Source organism: Bowmanella dokdonensis, assembly GCF_017254865.1.
Taxonomy (GTDB): Bacteria; Pseudomonadota; Gammaproteobacteria; order Enterobacterales; family Alteromonadaceae; genus Bowmanella; species Bowmanella dokdonensis.
Genome location: NZ_JAFKCV010000017.1, coordinates 55987 through 79011, shown reverse-complemented (window position 1 = coordinate 79011; position 23025 = coordinate 55987). Strand labels below are relative to the sequence as shown.

Genomic DNA, 23025 nt, shown 5'->3' with positions numbered 1-23025 from the left:
AGCATTACAACCATGTTCGCCCGCATAGCTCACTGAATTACATGTCGCCTGTTGAGTATGCAAAACAGGCAGCTTAAGCAGGAAAATCTCATTGAGGGATTGGTACTAATCTCGGGGAAAGGTCATGGCTCTAAAGAGAATTTGAACCCAAAAAATGATAGCTCAGCTTTTCCTTTAATGAGTCTTGAATACCTATCTGCTGCGCGCCGGAACTCTGGAGCATAAGTGCTTTTCTGAATTGTTGATGTAAGTTCACCAATCAGACGTTCAGCAAGGTTAGGCTCCGAAGCAAACCTCATAGGTTCAAACCGACACACTAAGAATTTACTATTTTTTGACCACACGGATTCGGCCAGATTGATAAAGCTAGTTTTCCCTATACCCCAAGGCCCGTCTAGTCCGAATACATCTGCGCTTTGAGTTACTGATTCAGCAAACATTATTGCTTGCTCATGAACGTTGAGGAAGTCATCATCACCTTTTTTAATCTCAACATCCGAGAGAAAGTAGCTCTGTTGAACTTTTCTGTGTTTTTTAGATATCCAATATTGCAGGATAGGTGAAAGTATTGTTAATAAAAGAATGGGTAAAATTAATGGTGTCCAACTAAAGAAAGTAACAATAAATTTTGAGTGGATTTCTTTTAACGACTGATAGGTGTAAAAATTAAGTTCTATACCCAAATACAATGCCGCGAGGAGGTCAATTCTAAAGCTTTTAATGATTTTCTTTGCGGTAGCCACTCCATCTCGAAGACGCCAGTAATATACACATAACGTGAATAATGATGCTATTACAATTAAATGGATGGAAGCATTTACATCTGATAATTGGAGAGAGTACAAGCTGCCCATGCCGAATGCGACAGTCCATATTTCAGCTAGAAGGAAGCCAATTATTAAAGGCTTAAAAATAACAGCTAGCTCAGGCATTTTAGTAGCTGAGGATTTGTTAGACATGATGTAACCCAGTTGATTTGACCAGAATCTGAGAGAAATCCTAAATGCGGCCTTTTTTGTTGAAAATTGTCAATCTTTCTCTTTATGAGAATTCTTTTTAAATAAAAGGAAAGTTGATACAAGGTGAATTTGCATTGGAATATAAACTGCTCTTCAAAGGGGGGCCTCCGATACTTACCGAATATAGTGAATCTTTTTTCAAAGAAGAGACAAAGCCAAATGTCTGTCCCCCAATCATCTCTCAAAGTGTCACAAGTAAACACTTCCTCTCAGCTTTAGGTCAAATATTTTATAAAAATTAAGCTCTTACCTATGCCGGGAGGTAAGCCCGCTGTTTCAGCAGCCCTCTGTGTGAACAGTGGGTCTGGCTGCAAACTTATTTCATACAGATAGAGAAAGGGTGGGAGGCAGTGTCGGGTTGGTCTTCGCAGACTCTCTGAGACAGGATGTCGAAGCGAAGCGCCCATGGATGGGTTCACAGCGTGTCTGCGAAGGCCAATCCGGCGCTGCCTTCTTGCTTCTTTATTTGTACTCTACGGCTGCTGGACAGAGATCCCGAAAAAGATTCCGGGATGACGGTAACTTCAGGGGGACGAGGTGCCGGATAGAGATCCCGAAAAGATTTCGGGATGACATAACACTTAAACTCTCGTGGGTGTAGGCCTGGCCAGTCCTGTTTGGGATGCTTCGAGGCTATAAAAAGCAAAAGGGAGCCGCAGCTCCCTTTCACCACAATAGCAATGCAGCCAATTACTTAAGCTCAGCCACCACCACAGACTTAGCCGGCAGGCTTAAGTTGCTCAGCTTAGCGCTAAAGGCTTTGGGTTTGACCACCTCAGGCTGGGCAAAGCTGTTGTGGGCGTCCATTTTATCGGCGGTGAGGATCTGGCCCACTGCCTGACTGGCCTTGATGCCGTTAAGTTTCAGCCCGACGGTGGCCGACTCATTGGGGTCGAGGTTCACCAGCGCCAGATACAGCTTGCCATCAGTGCCCTTGGCCACCGAGGCGGTGACCGCCGGTACTGATTTGTCGCCGTTGCCATACTGACCCGTCTCAATCTTAAAAGGCACCGAGGTGGCATCCTGGAACACCTTATACATGCCGTACACATGGTAGGTGGGGGTCAGGATCATCTTTTCCTTGTCGGTGAGGATCATGGCCTGCAGCACGTTGATCATCTGGGCGATATTGGTCATCTGTACCCGTTTGGCGTGCTCGTGGAAGATATTAAAATTCACTGCGGTGACCACCGCATCGCGCAGGCTGTTCTGCTGGTATAAAAAGCCGGGTTCGCGACCAGGCTCAGGGTCATACCAGGTGCCCCATTCGTCCACGTAAAAGGCCAGCTTACCGTCCGGGTCGTTTTTATCCAGTACCGCCAGGTTGTCGCGCAGGTACTGGTCTATTCGGTAGGTGCGTTCCAGCGTGGCCAGCCACATGGACTCATCGAAGCCCAGGGCTTCGCCCTTTTTCTGCCAGTCGCTGGTGGGCAGGGTATAGAAGTGATAGCTGATGCCGTCCATATCCCGGTGGATATTCGCGCTGAGCACCTCAGTCCACTCGGTGTCCTCGGTATGCCCGCCGCTGGCCACCAGTTTGGGCCGCTTGCCCGGTGGGGTTTTCAGGAAAGTGGCGTACTGGCGGTACAAGTCCACATAATACTGCGGACGCATATGGCCGCCGCAGCCCCAGGACTCATTGCCGATGCCGAAATAGGCAATCTCGAAGGGTTCTTCACGGCCGTTTTTACGCCGCTCGTTAGCCAGGGTCGAGTTTTTGTCCGAGGTCATATATTCCATCCACTCGGCCATTTCCTGCACCGTGCCGCTGCCCAGATTGCCGTTAACATAGGCATCGGCGCCAATCAGCTCGACAAACTGGAAAAACTCATGGGTACCGAAGGCGTTGGTTTCTTCCACGCCACCCCAGTGGGTATTGACCTTGACCGGCCGCTGATCGCGCGGGCCGATGCCGTCACGCCAGTGATACTCGTCGGCAAAACAGCCGCCGGGCCAGCGCACCAGGGGCACCTGGATGGCTTTTAAGGCCGCCACCACATCGTTACGAAAGCCCTGGGTATTGGGAATAGGGGAGTCTTCGCCGACCCAGATCCCCTCATAAATGCCGCGTCCCAGATGCTCGGCAAACTGGCCGTAGATATCCTTGTTGATCACAGGCCCGCTCTGTTGGGCCTGGATCTCGATGCTGACCTGGTGGGGCGCGGCGCCAAGCAAAGTGCTGGCACCGAGTCCTGCAACCAGCAGGGCGGTAGTTAAGCCTTTCATGTATTGCTCCCTATTGAATGCCTTCGCTGGTCATCACCACCCGCTTCAGGCTACCGTCTTCGTTGTAATACAGGCGATCAATGGCCACCGACCGGCGGAAACGGCCACCGCTGGGCTTGCCGTCGCGGGACGGCACTGCGCCTGTGTGGTAGATAAAGTAGGACTTTCCGTTAAATTCGATGATGGACTGGTGATTGGTCTCGGTATTACCGGCAATCTCATTGAGGATGCCTTTGTATTCCCAGGGACCGTGAATGCTCTTGCTCATGGCGTAGCAGATCTTCTCCGGGAATTCGCAGGCATAGGAGACATAATAGTTGTCATCCTTTTTATGCACCCACAGGGCCTCGGTAAAGTTGGGCAAATTCATGGTCTTAATCTCACCGTCCAGCTCCACCATATTGTCCTTAAGCTTGACGTACTTGGGTACCAGGTTGCCAAAAAACATATAGGCATCACCATTTTCCTCAATAAACACCGCCGGATCGATATCGTCCCAGTCGTTGGGGGTATGGGTGGTCATATCATCGGTGATCAGGGCCTTGCCAATGGCATCTTTAAAGGGGCCGTAAGGGGAGTCGGCCACTGCCACGCCCACGGCAAAACCGGGTTTGTCGTCTTTGTGGCGCACGGTGGTGTAGAAATAGAACTTGCCGTCGCGTTCAATCATATGGGCGGCCCAGGCGTCGCCTTTGGCCCAACCAAAGTCGGTGGCGCGCATGATGGGACCGTGCTCTTGCCAGGTCTTCATGTCCTTGGAGGTAAACAACAGCCAGTCGTGCATCTCGAAAAAGCGGTCATTGTTGGGCGCTTCGTCATGGCCGGTATACAGATACACAGTGCCGTCATGCACCATGGCGGCTGGATCGGCAGTAAAGACATGCTCAAACAAGGGGTTTTTCGCCAGTGCCGGGGTGGCAGTCAGCAAAAGGGATGAAAGCAGCAGGGGTAATGATTTTCGCATGGGTATACCTGTATATTGCCGGGAGCCGAACCCATCGGGCGGCTCAATTTAAGATAATATTGTAATACAATTATTCGTTGTTAAATATTTGTTGTCAATGCTTAACGGTCCTTTTACCAGAGCCCATAAAAAATAAGCCAGCCCGCAGGCTGGCTTAGGACTGTCATCCTGACGGATGACAGGGACAGGGGCAAATCAGGGCTGTTCAGTCAGGTACAGCTGCTGCACATCCCCGGCGCTGATGGCTTCATCGTAGATGCGCACTTCATCCATCAGACCCTGATAGGGCAGATCCCAGAAGTTCACGCCCAGGCCAAAGCCCTTGGTGCCGGCGCTGCCGAACACATTGGGGAAGTTAGTGCCGCTGAAGACCGCCTCGCCGTTTAAGTAGATCACCAGATTGCCATTGTTGACCACAAAGGTCAGGTGCGACCAGGCATTCAGCGGGATCTGTTCACCGATACCAGCGTCATACCAGGCGGTACCGGACCAGAGCATGGTGTTCTCGCCCACGCCGCCATGGCCCCGGGGAACCAGGCTGACCCAGCTATCCAGGCTGGCATAGCCGAAAAACGCAGTGGTGAAGTTGGTCAGGGCCGTGGGATTGAGCCACAAAGACACCGAGTAGCTGTTATCGCTAATCAGATTGTCGGCCAGGCGCACACCGCTGTTGCCGTCAAGCAGCAGGCCGTTACCCACCACCCCTGATGGGAAGCTTAAGCTGCCGCCGGGCTGATCCAGCCGGGCACCGGTGGCGCTGCCGCTGGCCACATTGGCCATGGCATCGGTTAAGTCTGAGCCATCGAAGCTGTAGTGGGCGAGGGGAGCCGGGGCGGCAGTGGAACGCACTGTCACTGCAAACTCGCGGGAGGTCTGCTGGCCATCCAGCGTCAAGGTGGCGGTGAGGGTGACCTGGGCATCGCTGTGCGTCGGGCGGGTGACTGTGCCGTCAGTGGCAATCACCGACTCGTCACTGGAGGCCCAGCTGATGGCGGCGGCATAAGCACCTGAGGTGGGCAGGGTCAGATTGTCCCGCACTGCACTGATATCACCCAGGCTCAGCAGATCCGCCGCCGATTGCAGCAACTCGCTGGTGGGCAGTCGGTCGATATCCAGGGCTTTGATCTCGGCAGCGCTTAACGCACCTTCATAGATGTTCAGCTCGTCAATCAGGCCATTGAAGGGCAGATCCCAGTAGTTGACCCCCAGGGCGAAGGCGCCGCTGTGGCCGGTAAACAGGTCAGCAAAATTGCTGCCGCTGTATTTCTGCTCGCCGTTTAAGTACAGCCTGACCTGGCCCTGATTCACGCTAAAGGCCACGTGGGTCCAGGCATCGGCCGGGATCTGCTCACCGGCGCTGGCGTCATACCAGGCTTGACTGCCGCTCCAGAGCATGGTGTTGCCATCCCAGCTCCAGGGCACCAGACTCAGCCAGTTATCCATATTGCGGGCAGCGAAAAACGCCGTGCTGAACTGGGTCAGCGTTGTCGGATTCAGCCACAGGGACACCGTATAGGCATAGCTGTCAATCAGGCCATCGGGCAGGCGCACGCCTGAGGTGCCATCCAGCCACAGGGCATCGCCAAAGGCGCCGCCGGCATACTGGACTGCACCGTCGCTGGTATCAATGCGGTTGCCTGTCACTGTGCCAGGGGGCAGATACCCCAGGGCATCGTCCAGATTCTGCTCGAAACGGTACTGTGCGGTGCGGTTAAAGGGCTTTCTGGCCTTGACCAGGATCTGGAAGGTTTTGGTCACCGTCTGGCCGTTAAGCTCAATGGTGGCGGTCATCGTCACCACTACATCAGGGCTGCCGGCATTAGGCCGGACAACGGTACCGTCGGCACCGATGACATCAGGATGACTGCTTTGCCAGTTAATGCTGGCGCCCTGGGTACCCAGAGTGGCAAGGCTGATACTGGTGCTGGTTTCGCTGACCAGCTCCAGGCTGTCGGCAATACTGCCCAGGGCCTGTTCGGTACTTTGTGGCGGAAGCTTGCTGCCCCACACCGAGATACGCTCAGTGGACAGGGCACTGAAGGTGGGTACCAACTGGGCGATGTTGTCATTGTATTGCCAGGCCAACACGCCATCGAAGCTGCCCAACCCGTCCAGATGCAGGGTGATCTGATTGGTATCACCCAGCACATAACTGCCGCTCAGATCGCCGTCAATCACGCCTTCGGCCTTGAGGTTCAGGTACACCGAACGGTGGACCTCGCGGTTTATGTCCTTGCCGTGGTTGATAAACTGATAAGTGCCCAGCAGATCCCCGGCATCGACAATATTCTCGCCCTCAATGGGCGCATAGCGATGAGGGGAGGCCACCAGCCAGCCGTCTTCGTTGATAAACAACTCATGCACGCGGATTTCATGACCCTCGCCCCGATTAGGGAAACGGGTATGGAAGATGACAAAGTGCTTGCCGCTTTGGGCATCGTAGTAGGCGGAGTTGTGGCCTGGTGCCATATAACCATGGTCGGTGCCTGCATCACCGGGATTGGCATCAAACAAAAAGCCGCCCATCAGCTTAACCCCGTATGGGGCAATACTGGACCAGTTGCCGGAGGCACCGATCATATCCTGGCCTTCGGCGTCCACAAAGGGCCCCTGGGGTGAGCGGGAGCGGGCAATACGCATGTTGTAGCCGTCATTCTGGGCAAAGCCGCCGAAAGAGGTAAACAGGTAGTAGTAGTCCGATTCGGGGCTGTAGAGCATATAAGGCCCCTCGATGGCGCTGTAGTAACCGCCCATGATCTTGGTGCCGTAGCCTTGACCGGGTAGCGGCAGGCCGGTTGCCGGGTCCATTTCCATGATCCAGATACCGCCAGAGTAAGACCCGTATACCATCCACAATCTGCCTTTTTTATCGAAGAACACATCCGGATCGATGGCATTGGGATGCAGGTTGCCGTTATAAGGATTGCCGTCTATGCCGGGGTTTTCATCGCCCCGGTGGCCGCTTTTTAAAAACAGCTCGATGTTTTCATAGGGCCCTTCAATATTGTCTGACACCGCCACGCCCAGATAAGAGCGGGAAGAATCACATTCGCCGTTTTCCGGGGAGGCGCAATGGTTGTAATAGAAGTAGTACTTGCCGTCTGCCAGCTGAATCACATCGGCGGCCCAGGAGCCTACCCAGCCGCCGGACCAGGCGATGCCTTCGGCTGCCTCTTCGGCGTAGGTGTCAAACAGGGGGTTGTTGTCATTCACCCCGTCTGTGGTGACCACCTGCCAGTTCATCAGGTCCGTGGTTTTGGCCGCCGCTAAATGCGAGCCAAACACATAGAAGGTACCGTCATCCAGGCGGATCACGGATGGGTCATGTACCGAGGCATTGGTATAGCTGACATCGCCTAAGACCGGGTCACTCTGATTCCCCTCGGGGATCTGATACAGCGCCGCTTCATAGGCAAAGGCGCCGCGGCCATTGGCGAAGAAAATCCGCACCGCCTGGCTGATATCGCTGACGGCAAAGTAGGGCAGACCGCCTTCATCCGTGCCGTGGGCATTGGTGACCCGGTGGCTGCTGCTGGTCACCACCAGGCGCAAATTTTCGGATAATGTGGCGGGGTCCGCCACCTGAATCTGGTTGTCGGTGTAATAGCCCTGACCACGTACGTACACGCGCTGACTTTGTTCAATACTGGCCGATTCCACCACTTGCCAGTCGTCGGCGGCCAGCACGTTTGGCGCCAGCAGGGCTGAAAGGGTCAACAGACCGGTGAAAAGCAGTTTTTGTGCACAGGGGGGAGAGAACTGCGCAAGCTGACAAAACGAACGATTCATGTTCGAAGCTCCTGTTTTAAGTCGGGCACCACAACAGACCAGGCAATGCACCCTGATAAAAAGTTAAACGAGGTAATTCAGGCGCGTCGGCGCAGCAGCAACAGCGCGCCCAGGGCCAATAACAGCAAGGAGGAAGGCTCCGGCACTTCGGTTACCTGCTCGGCCAGCCTGATATTGCTGATGCTCAGGCTGTCGCCCAGATTGAAATCCCCGTCCTGAACACCGAACTCGAGGCTGGCATTGATGCCTACCCAGTCGCTGACGTCGAAGCTGCCGCCGCCGGACAGATCCAGCACATCGTTGGTGTCCAGGTTACGCAATTGAGCGAAGAAGAAGTCATCATCGCCTGTCAGGTTGTCCGCCACGTCCAGTGACAGGGTCAACGGCGCGCCGCCGGCGGATGGATCCAGGACAAAATCCTGATACAGCAGCACACTCCAGAATTCGTCCATGCCTGTCGCGCTGGTGGCCAGGGTCACCTGGTTGCCGCCCAGGCTGAAGTTGTTGCTAAAGGCGGCAAAGATATCGCCGCTGGCGGTACTGTTTGTGCCACTGCCGGCGTTGTAGCTGATGACTTCGCCCTGCCAGTTATCAAAGGCGTTGGCAAAGTCCTGGTTGATGATATTGGCTGCAGCAAACTGGCTGTAACACAGCCCGGCCAGTAACAGCACTGCGGCGGGGCCGTAGTGCTTAGGGTGGGATAATCGCCCGGATGTCATGTGTCTCTCCTTCTGAGATGGGTGGATCGGAATAGGAAGTTAATATTTTTTATTGTTAAGTAGTATTGTAATACTATATGTAGAGTAGCAGGCTTAATCATCTTGTAAATAGCTTGTTAAGCATTTACATGCTCCGACCAGATGAATCGCCCGAGCGACGGATACAGGAAGAGCCAAGGTTCTCAGTCAAACGCTTTTCCTTTCCCCGCAGTGTTCCGGCATTCCCTCTGTTCCCCGCCAGGCCCTCTTCCAGGCCACTCACAGACTTTTTGGCAGACAATAAATTGTATTTCCAGCTTGCCAACTGCCGCTGAAGCGCAGTTTTAGCAAGGGCTCCGATGAGGGTGGAACTTTATCCGTGGAAATGTTGACAGACAAAAAGTCATACAATATGATGATAATCAAATAACAATATTTTAACAGGCCGTGATACACTCGCCGGGTCCATTAACAAACTCGGTAATATCACGAAAAACACCTGAATAGTCGTCATGCGGTAATGGCTAACCAGGGATAATAACTACCGGAGAGCTCAACAGATGTTTAAACCTACTTATCTGGCCAGCGCCATCGTGCTGGCCCTGTCCAGCCAACTGGCGCTTGCCCAGGAAACTGATGATGACCAGAACGAACAGTCGGCTGACGGCGTGGAAGTGATTCAGGTTTCGGGTATTCGGGCCAGTATGAATCAGGCGTTGAATGTTAAGCGATTCAACAACCAGATCATCGACGCCATCGTGGCTGAGGACATCGGTAAGTTCCCGGATAACAACGTGGTGGAGTCCTTGCAACGTGTGACCGGAGTACAGGTGACCGACAGGGGGGCCGGGGAAGTGTCCACCGTGTCAATCCGCGGCTTGCCCGATGTGACTACCACCATTAACGGACGCAATATCTTTACGGCTGCCGGTACCGCAGTGGCACTGGCCGATATTCCGGCCAGCCTGCTGAAACAGGTGGATGTCTACAAGACCCGTTCTGCCTCACATATTGAAAGCGGTATCGCCGGCGCCATCGATGTGAAAACCCACCGCCCGTTTGATTTTGAAGAAGACAAATTTATCGTTGCCGCCCGCGGTATTTACAACGAACAAAATGAAGAGGTCAATCCGGCGATCAGCGCCTTGGCCAGTAAGCAATGGGAACTGGACGCGGGGCGTCTGGGGGCCCTGATCAACCTGTCTTACAACCGCATGAGATACCGGGATCAGAGTATTACCGCCGGTGCCATGGTGCCGTTCTTGACTGAGAATGGTGCCCCAGGCCTGGGGCCCTATGAGCGTTTGTTTTCCGGATGGCAAGCCGGTTTGCTGGATGGACTGCCGACAGATCCTGATGCCACGTTAAATATCAACGGGGAAGATGTGGGGTATATTCTGGGCCGTGATGCGGTGTTCCAGAGTGACTTCAATGGTGAGCGTGAACGCCCGGCAGCCAATATCTCTATCCAGTTTGCCCCCAATGACACCTCGGAATACCTGTTTGAAGCCTTCTACAATGGCTACCGTAATGAAGGATTCAACAGCCTGTTCTTCTCTTTTGCCGATTGGTGGGGCCACTACAACGGTATGACACCAGAGCAGGCTCAGGCTGCAGCAAACGTGTCACTGTTCCCTGGCACGAACATTGTGCAGAGTCGTTCAGTTCGCGATCCCTGGGTGTTTACCAGCGGCGATTTAAGCACCGGTAAAACCGACAGCTACCTGTACGCACTGGGCGGGAACTGGGAGCTGTCACCCGATCTGAGCCTGAAGTCAGAAATTGTCTATCAGGACAGCGAATTTACCAGCGATTTCTTCGCCATGCGCTTTATCCGCCCTGGTAACTCTCATCAGATTGACGTGGCCTTCAATGGCGGGGCGGGTTATCCGGAATTCAGCTTTGTGGATAATCCCGCCACTGAGCTTGACGAGTCGGATATGGCTGATCCGTCCCACTACATCACGGATACCCTGTATGACAACGCCAATCGTGACAAAGGTGATGCCCTTACCTTCACGGCAGATTTGACCTGGCGTACCGACAGTTTCTTTACCGCTATCGATACCGGCATCCGGTATGACAAACGCGGTGCTCAAACTGCATTTAGCCGGCAAGACGGTTGTGGCGGCTGTGGTACCAATGTGGCGACACTGGACGGACTGGCGTCCATCAACAGCGGTTTCTTTGATGGCCGTGCCGATGTACCGACCAGCTGGGCCGTGGCCAATGGCTACACCATCCGCAACAATGCCGATACCTATCGCGACCTGTACGGCATGCAGCAGCTGAGTCTGCAAGACTCTTTTGATATTGATGCAACGACCCTGTCCGTGTATTTGCAGGGCCGTTTCGAAACCCGGCTGGCCGGGCGTACCCTCGACGGTGAGGTAGGCTTGCGCTACACCGGAATTGATACTGACTCGCTGTTTTCACAGGAAGTCGCTCCGGGTCAGGACCAACCCGTGACAGCCGGAGAGAGCAAGACTCGCAAGATCTTACCGTCGGTGATGGTACGCTATGCACTGACAGAGGATGTACTGGCCAGATTGTCTTATACCGAAACCCTGCGCTATCCCAGTTTCGGCGATCTGAACCCGTTAATCGTCTACAACGAGGATGTAACGGGCATTGGTTACGGTACCGCCAACGGTGGCAATCCAGACCTTAAGCCAACAGAATCGAAGAATTACGATTTCTCCCTTGAATGGTACTTTGGCGAGGCCAGTTCTTTGTACGGCACGCTGTTTAAGCGAAATGTCGATGGTTTCGTGGTGCCTTTCCGCCGCTCGGTGACGCACGATAAATCAGCCACCGATCCAACACCTTACAAATTCATCCTCAGTCAGCCTTTCAATGCCTCTGACGGTGAGCTGTCTGGCGCTGAGCTTGGGCTGGTCTGGTTCCCTGAAAACCTGCCAGGGCCGTTGGATGGGTTTGGTGTGCAGGCCAGCTATACCAAGCTGTCGTCCTCTCAGTCAACGCCTGTCACCAATGAACTGGGCGAGGTGGTTGAGATCAAGGAAACCGACTTGTTTGGCGTATCCGACTCCTCCTACAGCGTGGTCTTGGCCTATGACAAGGGCGATCTGAATGTCCGTTGGTCCTACGCCTGGCGTAAGGAATTCCTGAGCGATTATGAAGCGCCGCTGTTTGCCAACCCTCTGGAGAGATGGCGCACGCCAGAAAAGAGCATGGACTTCCAACTGAGTTATCGGATTAACGATAACCTGGAGGTCACCTTCGACGGCACAAACCTGACCGACGAGTTGTATCAGTCCTACTATGGGGCGGGTAATCAGGTGACCCACAATTTTGGCACGGCCTTGTATAGCCGGACCTTTGCCCTGGGTGTGCGTTACTCCATGTAAATAACTGGTCCCGTGGAGTGTTAGCCCCGGCTGTTGCCGGGGCTTTTTTATTTCCTGAACCGAGAGTGGGGACGGTTGGCCCTGAGATCAGTGGGTCTGTTTCCACTTTCTGATTTCTTCCTCCAGCCCCTGCTTGGAAAGTTTAACCGCTTGCATGGGGGTTAATCCGTTGGGATATTCTTCCTGCTCCACTACCAGCCAGTGGGTGCCGCCTACCTCGATATTGGCCGATAGCAGATCTTGCCAGTCGATGCCGTCCTGACCGATCAGCGCGGTTTTGCCCTGGTCGGATTCACGCAGTTTGGCTTTGTAATGGGTGGTCAGAGTGCGGCCGGGGTAGGCGCGCACATAATGGGCGGGATCTTTGCCGGCAACATAGCTCCAGCCCACATCCTGTTGCAGGACCACTTCTTCCGGCGTGTTCTGTGCTATCTCATCCCACAGGGTTTTGTCCTGCTCGAACGTGGCAAGCTCCTGGGCATGGTTGTGATAGCCGATGGAAAAGCCGTATGCCGTGGCCAGGGGGAGATAGCGGTTCAGGTCGGCAATGGTCTGGCCCACGGTGTCCGCCGAAAAGGCCCGCTCATCCCAGGGAACGATCAGGGTGGGGCAGTCCAGGGCCTGATAAAAGGCCAGGGTCTGATAACGGTTTTCTTCGCTTAAGGACTCGAACTGGATATGGGCGCCGGAACAGACCAGGCCGAGCTCCGTCAGACGCTGCTTAAGGGCAGCGGGATTGTCACCATAGGGGCCGAAGTGACCGGCAAACTCCACCCCGTCAAACCCCATCCCGGCCAGCTCGGCCAACGCCTTGTCTATGTCTTTCTTGACTTCGTTGCTTACGGACCAGAGCTGGACGCTGAGTTTGGGCATTTCGACCTTGGCCTGGGCCGTGCCCAGAAACAGAGCGCATAACAAAAAGGATAATTTTTTCATGTTGGTACCTTTTAAAGTGAAGGGTGACGGGCTGGTCACCCACTTGCAGTCTGACTTAAGGCAGGGGCCAAGTCGGCCTCTGCCGCGTTGCCTTTACAGTTCACGTACCCAGATATTGCGGAAGCTGACTTTATTGCCATGGTCCTGCAATTGCAGCGGAGCGCAGCCGTGGGCCTCGTAGCTTGGAGGACCAATCCATTCAGTCTTGCCTTGGATCTTCGTGTGGTGCTGCACCACTACACCGTTGTGCAGTACGGTGATATAACCCGGGCTTTGCAGTTTCTTACCGTCAAAGCGCGGAGCGGTAAACAGGATATCGTAGGTCTGCCACTGTCCCGGTGCCCGCATGGCATTGACCAGCGGGATGGCTTGTTTGTATAGGGCCCCTGCCTGACCGTTGCTGTAGGTGCGATTCTGATAGGAGTCCAGAATCTGGATTTCGTAGCGCTGCTGCAGGAAGACCCCGCTGTTATTCTGCTGCTGGCCGTCCATCTCCTCGCTTGGCTGGGGTACCTGCCATTCCAGATGAAGCTGTATGTCACAAAAACCCGCCTTGGTTTTGATATCGCCACTGCCGGGTTTGACCGTCAGCACGCCGTTTTGGACTGTCCAGTTGACCGGACCTCCATTGACGCTTTCCCATTGTTGCAGGTCGGTGCCGGCAAACAGTAGGATGGCGTCCGAGGGCGGGGCGTCTTCAGGTGCTGTTACAATTTTGGGCTCAGGCTCCCAGACTTCCGTTTTGGCTGCCTGCTGCGCCGGGGTTTCTGCGGCATACAGCGGAGGGCATAAGCCCGCCAACAGTGCCGCAGAACAGATGCTGAGGATGGATTTGTTCTTCATTGTTTCACCTTGTCCGATTGCCGCCTGTTCAGGTTGCCCAGGCCTTATCGCCTTTTTTATAGGGATATTCCCCGTCGTATCTTCCTGGCACAGCCACATACCTCAGTACCTGAGTGGCGCCGATGCTGGAGGTAAAAAAGCCGTACAGGGTCAGTTGCTTGAACAGGGTGAAATAGTGGGGAAGGGGAGAGGTATCTCCAGGCATACCGCCCGGGCGCGCCAGTTCCCACATTTTGACCTCTTGCTCGTAGTTGTAGCGGTAAGCTTCCTGGTTTAATGCCGATAGCAGACCGTTGCGCTGCGGCTTGTCCAGCAACAGAAACGGCTTGCCAAACTCTGCCTCGCTGCGCTGCCCGATAGCTGCCATACCTTGTCTGAACACTTTTTGTTCGTCGGGCCGGTAGCAGTCTGTCACCAGCACCGCCATGATCTGACCGACGTTGGCATCTTTGGCTCCCGGCGTATCGGTGCGGGGCAGAATGGTGTCGGCCACTTCGTTTAGCAAGCCCACCTCCTCCTTGCTGAATGCGATCGGCGTCCGGTTTGGTTGATCCTGCGGCCAGGCGAGGGGATTGCCCACAAATGCGGCCCCGGTGGCGGCCGCGATCATCTTGAGAAGTTCGCGCCTGTCCATTACAAGTTCCCCCGCTTCAGTTCCTCTACGGCAAAAGCCGCGGCCCTGGCAGTCAGGGCCATATAGGTCAGGGAGGGGTTTACACAGGACGCCGATGTCATGCAGGCGCCGTCGGTGACAAACAGGTTTTTTGCATCCCATACCTGGTTGTGCTGATTCAGCACCGAGGTTTTGGGATCCCGGCCCATGCGGGCGGTCCCCATCTCGTGGATGCCCATGCCCGGATAATATTCGTGGTCAAATCCGCGCACCTTCTTCATGCCGGCGGCTTCGAACATTTCCATGGCATCGGCTTTCATATCCTTGCGCATGGCCAGTTCGTTCTGCTTAATCTCCACGTCCATGGCCAGCACAGGCAATCCCCATTTATCTTTGACCTGGCGATTCAGATAAACACGGTTCTCATGGTAGGGCAGCATCTCGCCAAAGGCCGTCATACCGATGGACCAGTTGCCCGGCTCGCTCAGGGCGTCCTTCAGATCTGCGCCTATGCCCAGCTCGGCGACATTGCGCCGCCAGCCATCGCGACCAGCCCCGCCCTGATAGCCGAAACCGCGCAGGTAATCACGCTTGTCATCCTGCCAGTTGCGGAATCTTGGAATATAAAAACCACTGGGCCGGCGTCCATAGGTGTATTTATCCAGGTAGCCTTCCACCTCGGCGGCGGCACCCACCTGGAAGTGGTGATCCATGACATTGTGCCCAAGCTCGCCACTACTGCTACCCAATCCACCTTCCCATACATCGGTGGCGGAGTTCATCAGTACCCAGGCGCTGTTCAGGGCTGAGGCATTGATAAAGACAATGCGGCTCTTGTATTCGATGACCTGGTTGGTTTGGGCATCGATAATCTCCACGCCGGTGGCGCGCTTTTTGTCCTTGTCATACAGCACCCGTGAGACGATGGAGAAGGGGCGGACAGTCAGGTTGCCGGTTTTCATCGCCGCCGGCAGAGTAGAGGACTGGGTGCTGAAATAGCCACCAAAGGGGCAGCCCAGCCAACACTTGGCGCGGTATTGGCAGTTGGCCCGGCCTTCTTCGGGCTTGGGCTGGGTCATATTGGCACTGCGGCCGTTGATCAGGTGGCGCTTGCCCTTGAAGGCTTTTTGCAGGCGCGCGGCCACGTCCTTCTCCACGCAATTCAGCGGAATAGGGGGTTGGAACTGGCCGTCGGGCAGCACATCCAGGCCGTCCCGGTTGCCGCTGATCCCGGCGAAGCGTTCCACATAGTCGTACCAGGGGGCCAGATCCTCATAACGAATGGGCCAGTCGACGGCGATGCCTTCTTTGGCATTGGCCATAAAGTCCTCTTCGTTGAAGCGGTAACTCTGCCTTCCCCATAGCAGAGAACGACCGCCCAGGTGGTAGCCCCGGTACCAGTCGAAACGCTTGTCTTCGGTATAGGGGGACTCTTTTTCGTTCACCCACATGCCAAAGGTGGATTCATTGAGCGGGTAGTCCCGGCGCAGGACCGGATAATCCAGTTTCATCTGCTGGGTGGGTATATCCCGGTGGGGATAGTCCCAGGCTTCCTTGTGGGCATTCTTGTAATCCTTGATATGCTCAATGTTCCTGCCACGCTCAAGCATCAAGACCTTCAGGCCCCTTTCCGTCAGCTCTTTGGCGGCCCAACCGCCACTGATCCCGGAGCCTATTACAATTGCATCGTACTCATTGTTTAGCATCTCTTTCCCCTGCTATACGGCCCAACGTCCGCATACCTTATGAAACCCTCTTCAGACGTCACAAATTGCCACTGCATTGCGTAAGGAGTCGATTTTTCCCTCCACAGTGGAAGGCGTCGGAATAAACTCCTGTGCCAGATAGCCAGTAAAGCCCAGCGCTTTTATGGCTTTTGCGATCGCGCGATAATTGAGCTCCTGGCTGTCGTCGATCTCGTGCCTGCCGGGGACACCCGCAGTATGGTAATGGCCGAAATACCTGTGGTTGTCCCGGATAGTGCGGATAATGTCCCCTTCATTGATCTGCATATGGTAGATGTCATAGAGCAGCTTGAAATGCTCAGACCTTAAGGCCTTGCACAAATCCACACCCCAGGCGGAGTTGTCGGCCATATAGTCCGGATGATCCACCTTGCTGTTGAACAGCTCCATCTGCAGTACCACGCCGCGTTTTTCGGCATGAGGCAGAATCTGTTGCAGGCCTTTCACCGCATTGGCTAGTCCGGTTTGTGCATCCATGCCCCGTTTGTTGCCGCTGAAACAGATCAGGTTGGTGTAACCGGCCCCGGCCACCAGGTCGATATGTTGCAGATAACGGGGAATCAACTGCTCATGAAAGCGCGCATCGGCCCAGCCATCGGTCAGGTTCAGCTCGGCGCCGTTGCACATAGACGAATCAATGCCGTACTGCTTCAGTACCGGCCAGTCTTCTGGGCCCACCAGGTCGATGGCTGCAAAGCCCAGGGATTTGACCACCTGGCACAAGGCATCGATGGACAAGTCTCCATAGGTCCAGCGGCTGACCGAGTGGCGGATATTGCCTTTTAACGGCGTCCCGATCCCGGCCTTGCCGCTGGCCACGGAGGGCAGGGAGCCCAGGGTGATGGCGCCGGCCCCGGCCAGCGCCAGTCCCTTGAACAGGTCGCGGCGGCTTTTAATCATGGTTCTCGATCCGTTCGTTTTTAAAGCTAAGCAGGAACAGCACGAAGATCACCGCAGCAAAGCCGGCCGGATACAGCCAGATTTGTTGCCAGTTGTGCCCCGCTTCCAGGGTATAGGTGTCGGTGATCCTGCCGGCTACCCAGAAGCCTATCAGCATCCCCACCCCGTAAGTGGCCAGGGTGATCAGGCCCTGAGCCGCACTTTTGGTGCGGTGGCTGGCTTTGGCATTGGTGTAGATCTGGCCGGAGACAAAGAAAAAGTCATAACAGATACCGTGCAGGGCGATACCCAGGATCAGCAGTGCCACGCCGCTCTCGGCGTTGCCGTACGCGAACAGCAGATAACGCAGGGCCCAGGCCGCCATGCCCACCATCAGGGTAATCTTGATGCCGAAGCGTTGCAGGAACACCGGCAACACAAGCATAAACAGGACTTCGGAGGCCTGGCCCAGAGTCATTTTGCCGGTGGCATTTTCCACCCCGATTTCGGTCAGAAAGGGATTGGCGTTCTGGTAATAGAAGGCCAGAGGAATACAGATCAGCACAGAGGAAACAAAGAACAGCAGAAAGTTACGGTCTTTGAGCATTGCCAGGGCATCCAGTCCCAGCATCTGGCTCAGGCCGGCCTGTTGCCCGTCAGATTTGGGTGGCGTGGCCGGCAGGAAGAAGCTGAACAATCCCAGCAGCAGGGACGCCCCGGCACACAGCGCGAAGGTATTCTTAAGCATGCCCTGGGCAATGGCCTCTTTGGCATCCCAGGAAAACAGATAGCTGATGACCAGGCCTGCGATAATCCAGCCCAGGGTACCCCACACACGCACCTTGCCAAACTCCTTAGCCGGGTCCTGCATCTGCCCGAATGAGACCGAGTTGACCAGGGCCAGGGTCGGCATGTAGGCGATCATGTAGGCCAGTACAAAGGGGTAGAAGGCATCAAAGCTGTCGGCCTGATAGAGGCAAACCATCAGCCCGGCCCCCACCAGGTGCAGTATGCCCAGAATGCGCTCGGCATTAAAATAGCGATCGGCGATCAGGCCGATGATAAAAGGCGCAATAATCGCTCCCCAGGACTGGGTGGAAAAGGCCATGCCTATCTGGTTACCGCTGGCCCCCAGATTGTTGCCCAAAAAGGTGCCCAGGGTGACAAACCATCCTCCCCAGATAAAGAACTGCAGGAACATCATCAGGCATAACTGCATGCGGGTGCGCATATTCATAACCGTCTTCCTTATAAACCCAGGATCTTGCGATTGAGCTGCTCATCGGCGCCACTGGCGGCAAAGTCATCAAAGGCTTTGTCGGTGGTGCGGATAATATGCTTACGGATAAAGTCGGCCCCTTCGCGGGCGCCGTCTTCAGGGTGCTTGAGGCAGCATTCCCACTCCAGTACCGCCCAGCCCTGATAGCCATACTGGGTCAGTTTGCTGAAAATCTGCCCGAAATCTATCTGTCCGTCGCCCAGCGAGCGGAAGCGACCAGGCCTGTCCAGCCACGACTGGTAGCCGCCATACACACCGCTGCGACCGTTGGCGTTGAACTCCGCATCCTTGACATGGAACGCCTTGATGCGCTCGTGGTAGATATCGATAAAAGCCAGGTAGTCCAGATGTTGCAGCACAAAGTGGCTGGGATCGTAAAGGATGTTGACCGCCGGATGCTGGTCCGTCGCCTCCAGGAAGCGTTCAAAGGTGACCCCGTCATGCAAGTCTTCCCCCGGGTGCAACTCATAGCAGATATCCACGCCCGCCTCGGCAAATTTGTCCAGGACCGGCAGCCAGCGCCGGGCCAGCTCTTCAAAGCCCTGTTCCACCAGACCTTGTGGTCGCTGGGGCCAGGGATAATGGGTGTGCCACAGCAACGACCCTGAGAAGCTGGCATGGGTGCTGAGTTTCATCCTGGCGCTGGCTGAGGCGGCCGCGAGCAACTGTCCATTGGCCCATTGGGTCCTGGCCTGGGGATTACCCCGTACCGCTTCGGGGGCAAAACCGTCGAACATCTGGTCATAGGCAGGGTGGACGGCCATCAACTGGCCCTGCAGGTGGGTGGACAACTCGGTGATGACCAGGCCCTGGTCGGCTGCGATGCCCATTATCTGATCACAATACTGCTGGCTTTCGCCAGCCAGATCCAGGTCGAACAGACGCTTGTCCCAGGTCGGTAGCTGAATGCCCTTGTAACCCAGACCGGCGGCCCATCGGCAGATGGCCTCGAAACTGTTAAAAGGCGCATCGTCGCCGGCAAACTGTGCCAGGAAGATGGCCGGGCCCTGTATCGTATTCATGCGCTTTCTCCCCGGTTGGACTCTTGGGTCAGATCAGGCAGAGGATGCCATTTTTGCTGTGACGCACTGGCCGCCACCACGGTTTCGATAAAGGCCATGCCGCGCAGAGCCTCGCGTATACCCGGCAACGTATTCTTACCCGGTAATCCCTGTTTACGTCTGGCCTCCACCTGTTCGGCAAACTGCCGGTACAGGTTGGCAAAGGCTTCCAGATAACCCTCCGGGTGACCCGGCGGCGTGCGGGTGATACCGCCAAGAGCGGCAGCTTGGGGGGTGGCGGTGCGCAGTATTTCCAGTGGCTTGTTGGCGTGCATCAGCCTGAGGCTGTTGGGCTCCTGCTGCGACCAGTCCAGCGAGGCCTTTTCCCCGTAGACCCTGATACGCAGATCGTTTTCCTCGCCGACCGCAATCTGACTGGCGCTGAGCAAGCCCCGGGCGCCGCCGGCAAAACGCAGCATGACTACGCCGTCATCGTCCAGCACTCTCCCGGCGCTTGCGCCCAGGTCTGCGCTGAGCTGTTCTATCTCGTCGTTGCAGATGAATTCAGCCAGATTGGCTGCGTGCACGCCGATATCTGCCATGCAGCAACTCACCCCGGCCTGGGCCGGATCCAGACGCCAGGCAGCCTGTTTACCCAGGCTCGCATTGGTATCGGCCAGCCAGCCCTGGTGGTACTCCACCACTACTTTACGGATGCGGCCCAGCTCCCCCCTGGCGACCAGCTCCCGGGCCGCCACCACCATGGGATAACCGGTATAGGTATGGGTGAGGGCGTACAGGCAGCCGCTTTGCTGCCGGATCTCGGCCAGTTGCCTGGCTTCATCCAGCGTCAGGGTGGCGGGCTTGTCGCACAGAACATGGAAGCCGGCCTCAAGGGCCAGTTTTGCCACCTCAAAATGCAGGTGGTTGGGCGTGACAATACTGACAAATTCCATGCGCTGATCGGCGGGCAACCAGCTTTCCTGTTCGAACATTTGTTTGTAATCTGCATAGCAGCGACCGGGCGCCAGGGCGAGTTGGCGGCTCATTTGCCGGGACTTGTCTGCGCTTCGACTGAAGGCGCCGCAGACCAGTTCGATCTTGCCGTCCAGATTGGCAGCCATACGGTGGACGGCTCCAATAAAGGCATCCGGGCCTCCGCCGACCATGCCCATCCTGATTTTGTGCATATGTGATTCACCCACTCTGAAACTGTTAATAAAATGTTATTCTTGCACCAGTCGAACCGTTAGAACAGAATCGGTCATATCTAGCACAAAATCGGCGCAAGCCATTTGTGTCTGAAATCAGACCCGAGTCAGTATCACTAGTTGAAGAAACAGAGACAGTCGAATTTGAAATCTTCCGCCATCAATGCGCTACCGGCGCAGTCCATCCACTTTCTGCAGACCATGCCCGCGGCACAGTGGTTGCAAATGTATGATTTATTAACCGACGTGCTGGTCTGGATAAAGGATGCCGGCAGCCGGATACAATATGCGAACCGGGCCTTTTTGGAGCATACCGGCCTGGGTCGGCTGGATCAGGCGGTCGGCCTGACGGACAACGACTTTGCTCCCAGGCATATTGCCCGTCAGTTTATCGCCGACGACCAAAAAGTCCTGCAGGGGGACAGGCTGAACCAGCGCCTGGAGATTAACGTGCTGCCCAATGGCGAACTGCACTGGTTCTCCACCAGCAAGCGTCCGTTGTATGATCAGCAGGGTAACCCGGTGGGCACCTGCGGCATTTCCCGGCATTTGCATAAGACTTCGGTGATGCTCGGGCCCCTGGACAGCATTCAAAAACCGATGGAATTCATCAAGAATAATCTGACTCGCCCCATCCATATAGCCGATCTGGCCAGCCAGAGCCATTTGTCGGTCAGTGCGCTGGAAAGGCGCTTTCGCAAGGTACTGGGCAAGACGCCCAAACAGCTCATTACCCAGCTCAGGCTGGATCAGGCCCGTCGGCGGCTGGTAGAAACCGACCTGCCGATCTATCTGGTGGCCGAACAGTCCGGCTTCGAGGATCCCAACTACTTCAGCCGCCAGTTCCTGCGCGAATTTGGCGAATCGCCTACGGCCTTTCGCAGAAAATTCGACTGAGTCTGTTGCTGGCCCTGCTGATGAGAACGGCAAAATCAGTGCAGAAAGAGATTGTCATACAAATGGTATGATAATATTATCTATGTATCGAATTTGTTAACGGCTGGTGACAATGTTACCACCTGTCCCGCCGACGGAAGCAGCGCCATGACCCAGTATAAATTGTCCCACTTTGAGAAGATCGGCTTCGGCGCCGGTGATATGGCGGTCAACGTCGTGATCTCGTCAATGATGTTGATCATTACCTTTTTCTATACCGACGTGTTTGGACTTAAGCCTTCGGACATGGCGCTGATGTTCCTGCTGGTGCGCATTCTGGATGCGGTCACCGACCCGCTGATGGGCATGATCACCGACCGTTATACCACCCGCTGGGGCCGCTACCGTCCTTATTTTCTGTTTCTGTCCGTGCCCTTCGGCCTGTCCGTATTCCTGACCTTTTCCACCCCGGACGCCGACTACAACAGCAAGCTGGTTTGGGCCTATTCCACCTACATTTTCGTCACGCTGATGTTTACCGCCGTAACGATTCCTTATATCTCGCTGATCGGGGTGCTGACGGATGATCCCAAGGAACGCCTGTCAGCCAACGGCTACCGGTTGTTCTTCGCCAAGATTGCCGCTTTCCTCGTCACTATTATCGTGCCTATGATGGCCGGCGCCGATCACTGGCAGGGCAATGCCGCTGCCGGCTACCAGAGTGCCATGGGCCTGATGGCGGCCATGGCCGTGCTGCTGTTTCTGTTCTGTTTCTTTTCCACCACCGAGCGGCTGGAGCACAAGGTGGAAGAAAAGCCGCTCAAACAGCAACTGGCCCTGCTGGTGAAAAACGATCAGTGGCTGGTGCTGTGCGGCGTCTGTGTGCTGGGCACCATAGGTTATGTGGTGCGGGGTTCGGTGGCGCTTTACTATGCAAAATATTACCTGGGTGGCGATTCCACCGTACAGTCCTTGTTCCTCTCCACCGGCGTCGGTGCGGCGATCCTGGCCATGGTGGCGTCCACCTGGATCACCAAGCGCTACTGTAAGGTTAAACTCTTTAAGTACAGTCAGATGGCAGTGGGTTTTTTAAGTCTGGCCATGTTTTTCCTGGTGCAGCCCGGCGACATGTTGCTGGCCTTTGTGTTGTTCTTTTTAATTTCCTTTGTGGTGGATTTGCATGCGCCTATCTTCTGGTCGGCCATTGCCGAAGCGGTGGACTACGGCGAGAGTAAGACCGGTAAGCGGGTGGCGGGTTTGTCCTTCGGCGGTATTTCCTTCTGTCAGAAGGCGGGCATGGGTCTGGCCGGCGGTGTGGTGGGCTGGTTGCTGACCTATTTTGATTACGTACCCGAGCAGGCGCAGAGTGAATTTACCCTGACCGGCATCGCCCTGATGCTGACCATTATTCCCGGCCTGTTCCATTATCTGGTGGGGGCGCTGATGAAACGCTATCGCATCACTGATGACGAGTACCGCCGCCTGCTGGAAACCCTGAACGTGAAAATGCACGACCCACACCAGGACGGCCCGGCTTCCCCGCAAACCAAGATCGCCACTGGAGTCTAGTGACAG

At 55.3% G+C, this 23025-nt stretch carries 16 protein-coding genes; 3 read left to right on the top strand and 13 right to left on the bottom strand.

Annotated elements, in window-relative coordinates; genetic code table 11:
- Positions 1–122: 122 nt before the first annotated feature.
- The 5 genes from J0A66_RS19400 to J0A66_RS19380 all read right to left on the bottom strand — a co-directional run bounded on the left by J0A66_RS19400 (position 123) and on the right by J0A66_RS19380 (position 8717).
- Positions 123–959: a P-loop NTPase fold protein gene (locus J0A66_RS19400; protein ID WP_206575513.1), complete on the bottom strand. Its 837-nt coding sequence runs from the start codon at positions 957–959 to the stop codon at positions 123–125.
- A gap of 750 nt (positions 960–1709) precedes the next feature.
- On the bottom strand, positions 1710–3245 hold the full coding sequence (locus J0A66_RS19395; protein WP_206575512.1) for an alpha-N-arabinofuranosidase: 1536 nt from the start codon (positions 3243–3245) through the stop codon (positions 1710–1712).
- Between the two features lie 10 nt (positions 3246–3255).
- The gene (locus J0A66_RS19390; protein WP_206575511.1) at positions 3256–4209 is read right to left on the bottom strand and encodes a glycoside hydrolase family 43 protein; all 954 of its coding nucleotides are present in this window, start codon (positions 4207–4209) and stop codon (positions 3256–3258) included.
- Between the two features lie 195 nt (positions 4210–4404).
- Positions 4405–7998, bottom strand: a complete 3594-nt coding sequence (locus tag J0A66_RS19385) for a LamG-like jellyroll fold domain-containing protein (RefSeq protein ID WP_206575510.1) — start codon at positions 7996–7998, stop codon at positions 4405–4407.
- A 77-nt stretch (positions 7999–8075) separates the two neighbouring features.
- Positions 8076–8717 carry a PEP-CTERM sorting domain-containing protein gene (locus J0A66_RS19380; protein ID WP_206575509.1) on the bottom strand — a complete coding sequence of 214 codons (642 nt, stop codon included), beginning with the start codon at positions 8715–8717 and terminating at the stop codon, positions 8076–8078.
- Between the two features lie 539 nt (positions 8718–9256).
- Here J0A66_RS19380 and J0A66_RS19375 point away from each other — a divergent pair.
- Positions 9257–12067: a TonB-dependent receptor gene (locus tag J0A66_RS19375; RefSeq protein ID WP_206575508.1), complete on the top strand. Its 2811-nt coding sequence runs from the start codon at positions 9257–9259 to the stop codon at positions 12065–12067.
- Positions 12068–12154: 87 nt separating this feature from the next.
- Here the strand turns inward: J0A66_RS19375 and J0A66_RS19370 are convergent, their stop codons facing one another.
- The 8 genes from J0A66_RS19370 to J0A66_RS19335 all read right to left on the bottom strand — a co-directional run bounded on the left by J0A66_RS19370 (position 12155) and on the right by J0A66_RS19335 (position 20553).
- Positions 12155–13003 carry a sugar phosphate isomerase/epimerase family protein gene (locus tag J0A66_RS19370; protein ID WP_206575507.1) on the bottom strand — a complete coding sequence of 283 codons (849 nt, stop codon included), beginning with the start codon at positions 13001–13003 and terminating at the stop codon, positions 12155–12157.
- 93 nt (positions 13004–13096) lie between these two features.
- Entirely contained in the window at positions 13097–13846 is a 750-nt protein-coding gene (locus tag J0A66_RS19365) for a 3-keto-disaccharide hydrolase (protein ID WP_206575506.1), read from the bottom strand.
- Positions 13847–13874: 28 nt separating this feature from the next.
- Positions 13875–14480, bottom strand: coding sequence for a gluconate 2-dehydrogenase subunit 3 family protein (locus J0A66_RS19360; protein ID WP_206575505.1), 606 nt, complete (start codon positions 14478–14480; stop codon positions 13875–13877).
- Positions 14480–16165 (bottom strand): GMC oxidoreductase, encoded by a 1686-nt coding sequence (locus J0A66_RS19355; protein ID WP_206575504.1) that lies wholly within the window; start codon positions 16163–16165, stop codon positions 14480–14482. Before J0A66_RS19355 ends, J0A66_RS19360 begins: the two co-directional genes overlap by 1 nt.
- A gap of 51 nt (positions 16166–16216) precedes the next feature.
- Complete coding sequence (locus J0A66_RS19350) at positions 16217–17104, bottom strand: hydroxypyruvate isomerase family protein (protein WP_206575503.1); 888 nt, start codon at positions 17102–17104, stop codon at positions 16217–16219.
- The gene (locus J0A66_RS19345) at positions 17097–18314 is read right to left on the bottom strand and encodes a nucleoside permease (protein ID WP_439098883.1); all 1218 of its coding nucleotides are present in this window, start codon (positions 18312–18314) and stop codon (positions 17097–17099) included. Before J0A66_RS19345 ends, J0A66_RS19350 begins: the two co-directional genes overlap by 8 nt.
- Before the next feature lie 17 nt (positions 18315–18331).
- On the bottom strand, positions 18332–19384 hold the full coding sequence (locus J0A66_RS19340) for a sugar phosphate isomerase/epimerase family protein (RefSeq protein WP_206575501.1): 1053 nt from the start codon (positions 19382–19384) through the stop codon (positions 18332–18334).
- On the bottom strand, positions 19381–20553 hold the full coding sequence (locus tag J0A66_RS19335; protein ID WP_241264320.1) for a Gfo/Idh/MocA family protein: 1173 nt from the start codon (positions 20551–20553) through the stop codon (positions 19381–19383). The genes J0A66_RS19340 and J0A66_RS19335 overlap by 4 nt, the downstream gene beginning before the upstream one ends.
- A gap of 165 nt (positions 20554–20718) precedes the next feature.
- Between J0A66_RS19335 and J0A66_RS19330 the strand changes: the two genes are divergently transcribed.
- Together J0A66_RS19330 and J0A66_RS19325 are read left to right on the top strand one after the other, a co-directional pair.
- The gene (locus J0A66_RS19330; RefSeq protein WP_241264319.1) at positions 20719–21471 is read left to right on the top strand and encodes an AraC family transcriptional regulator; all 753 of its coding nucleotides are present in this window, start codon (positions 20719–20721) and stop codon (positions 21469–21471) included.
- A gap of 147 nt (positions 21472–21618) precedes the next feature.
- Positions 21619–23019 (top strand): MFS transporter, encoded by a 1401-nt coding sequence (locus J0A66_RS19325; RefSeq protein WP_206575500.1) that lies wholly within the window; start codon positions 21619–21621, stop codon positions 23017–23019.
- Positions 23020–23025: the final 6 nt, after the last annotated feature.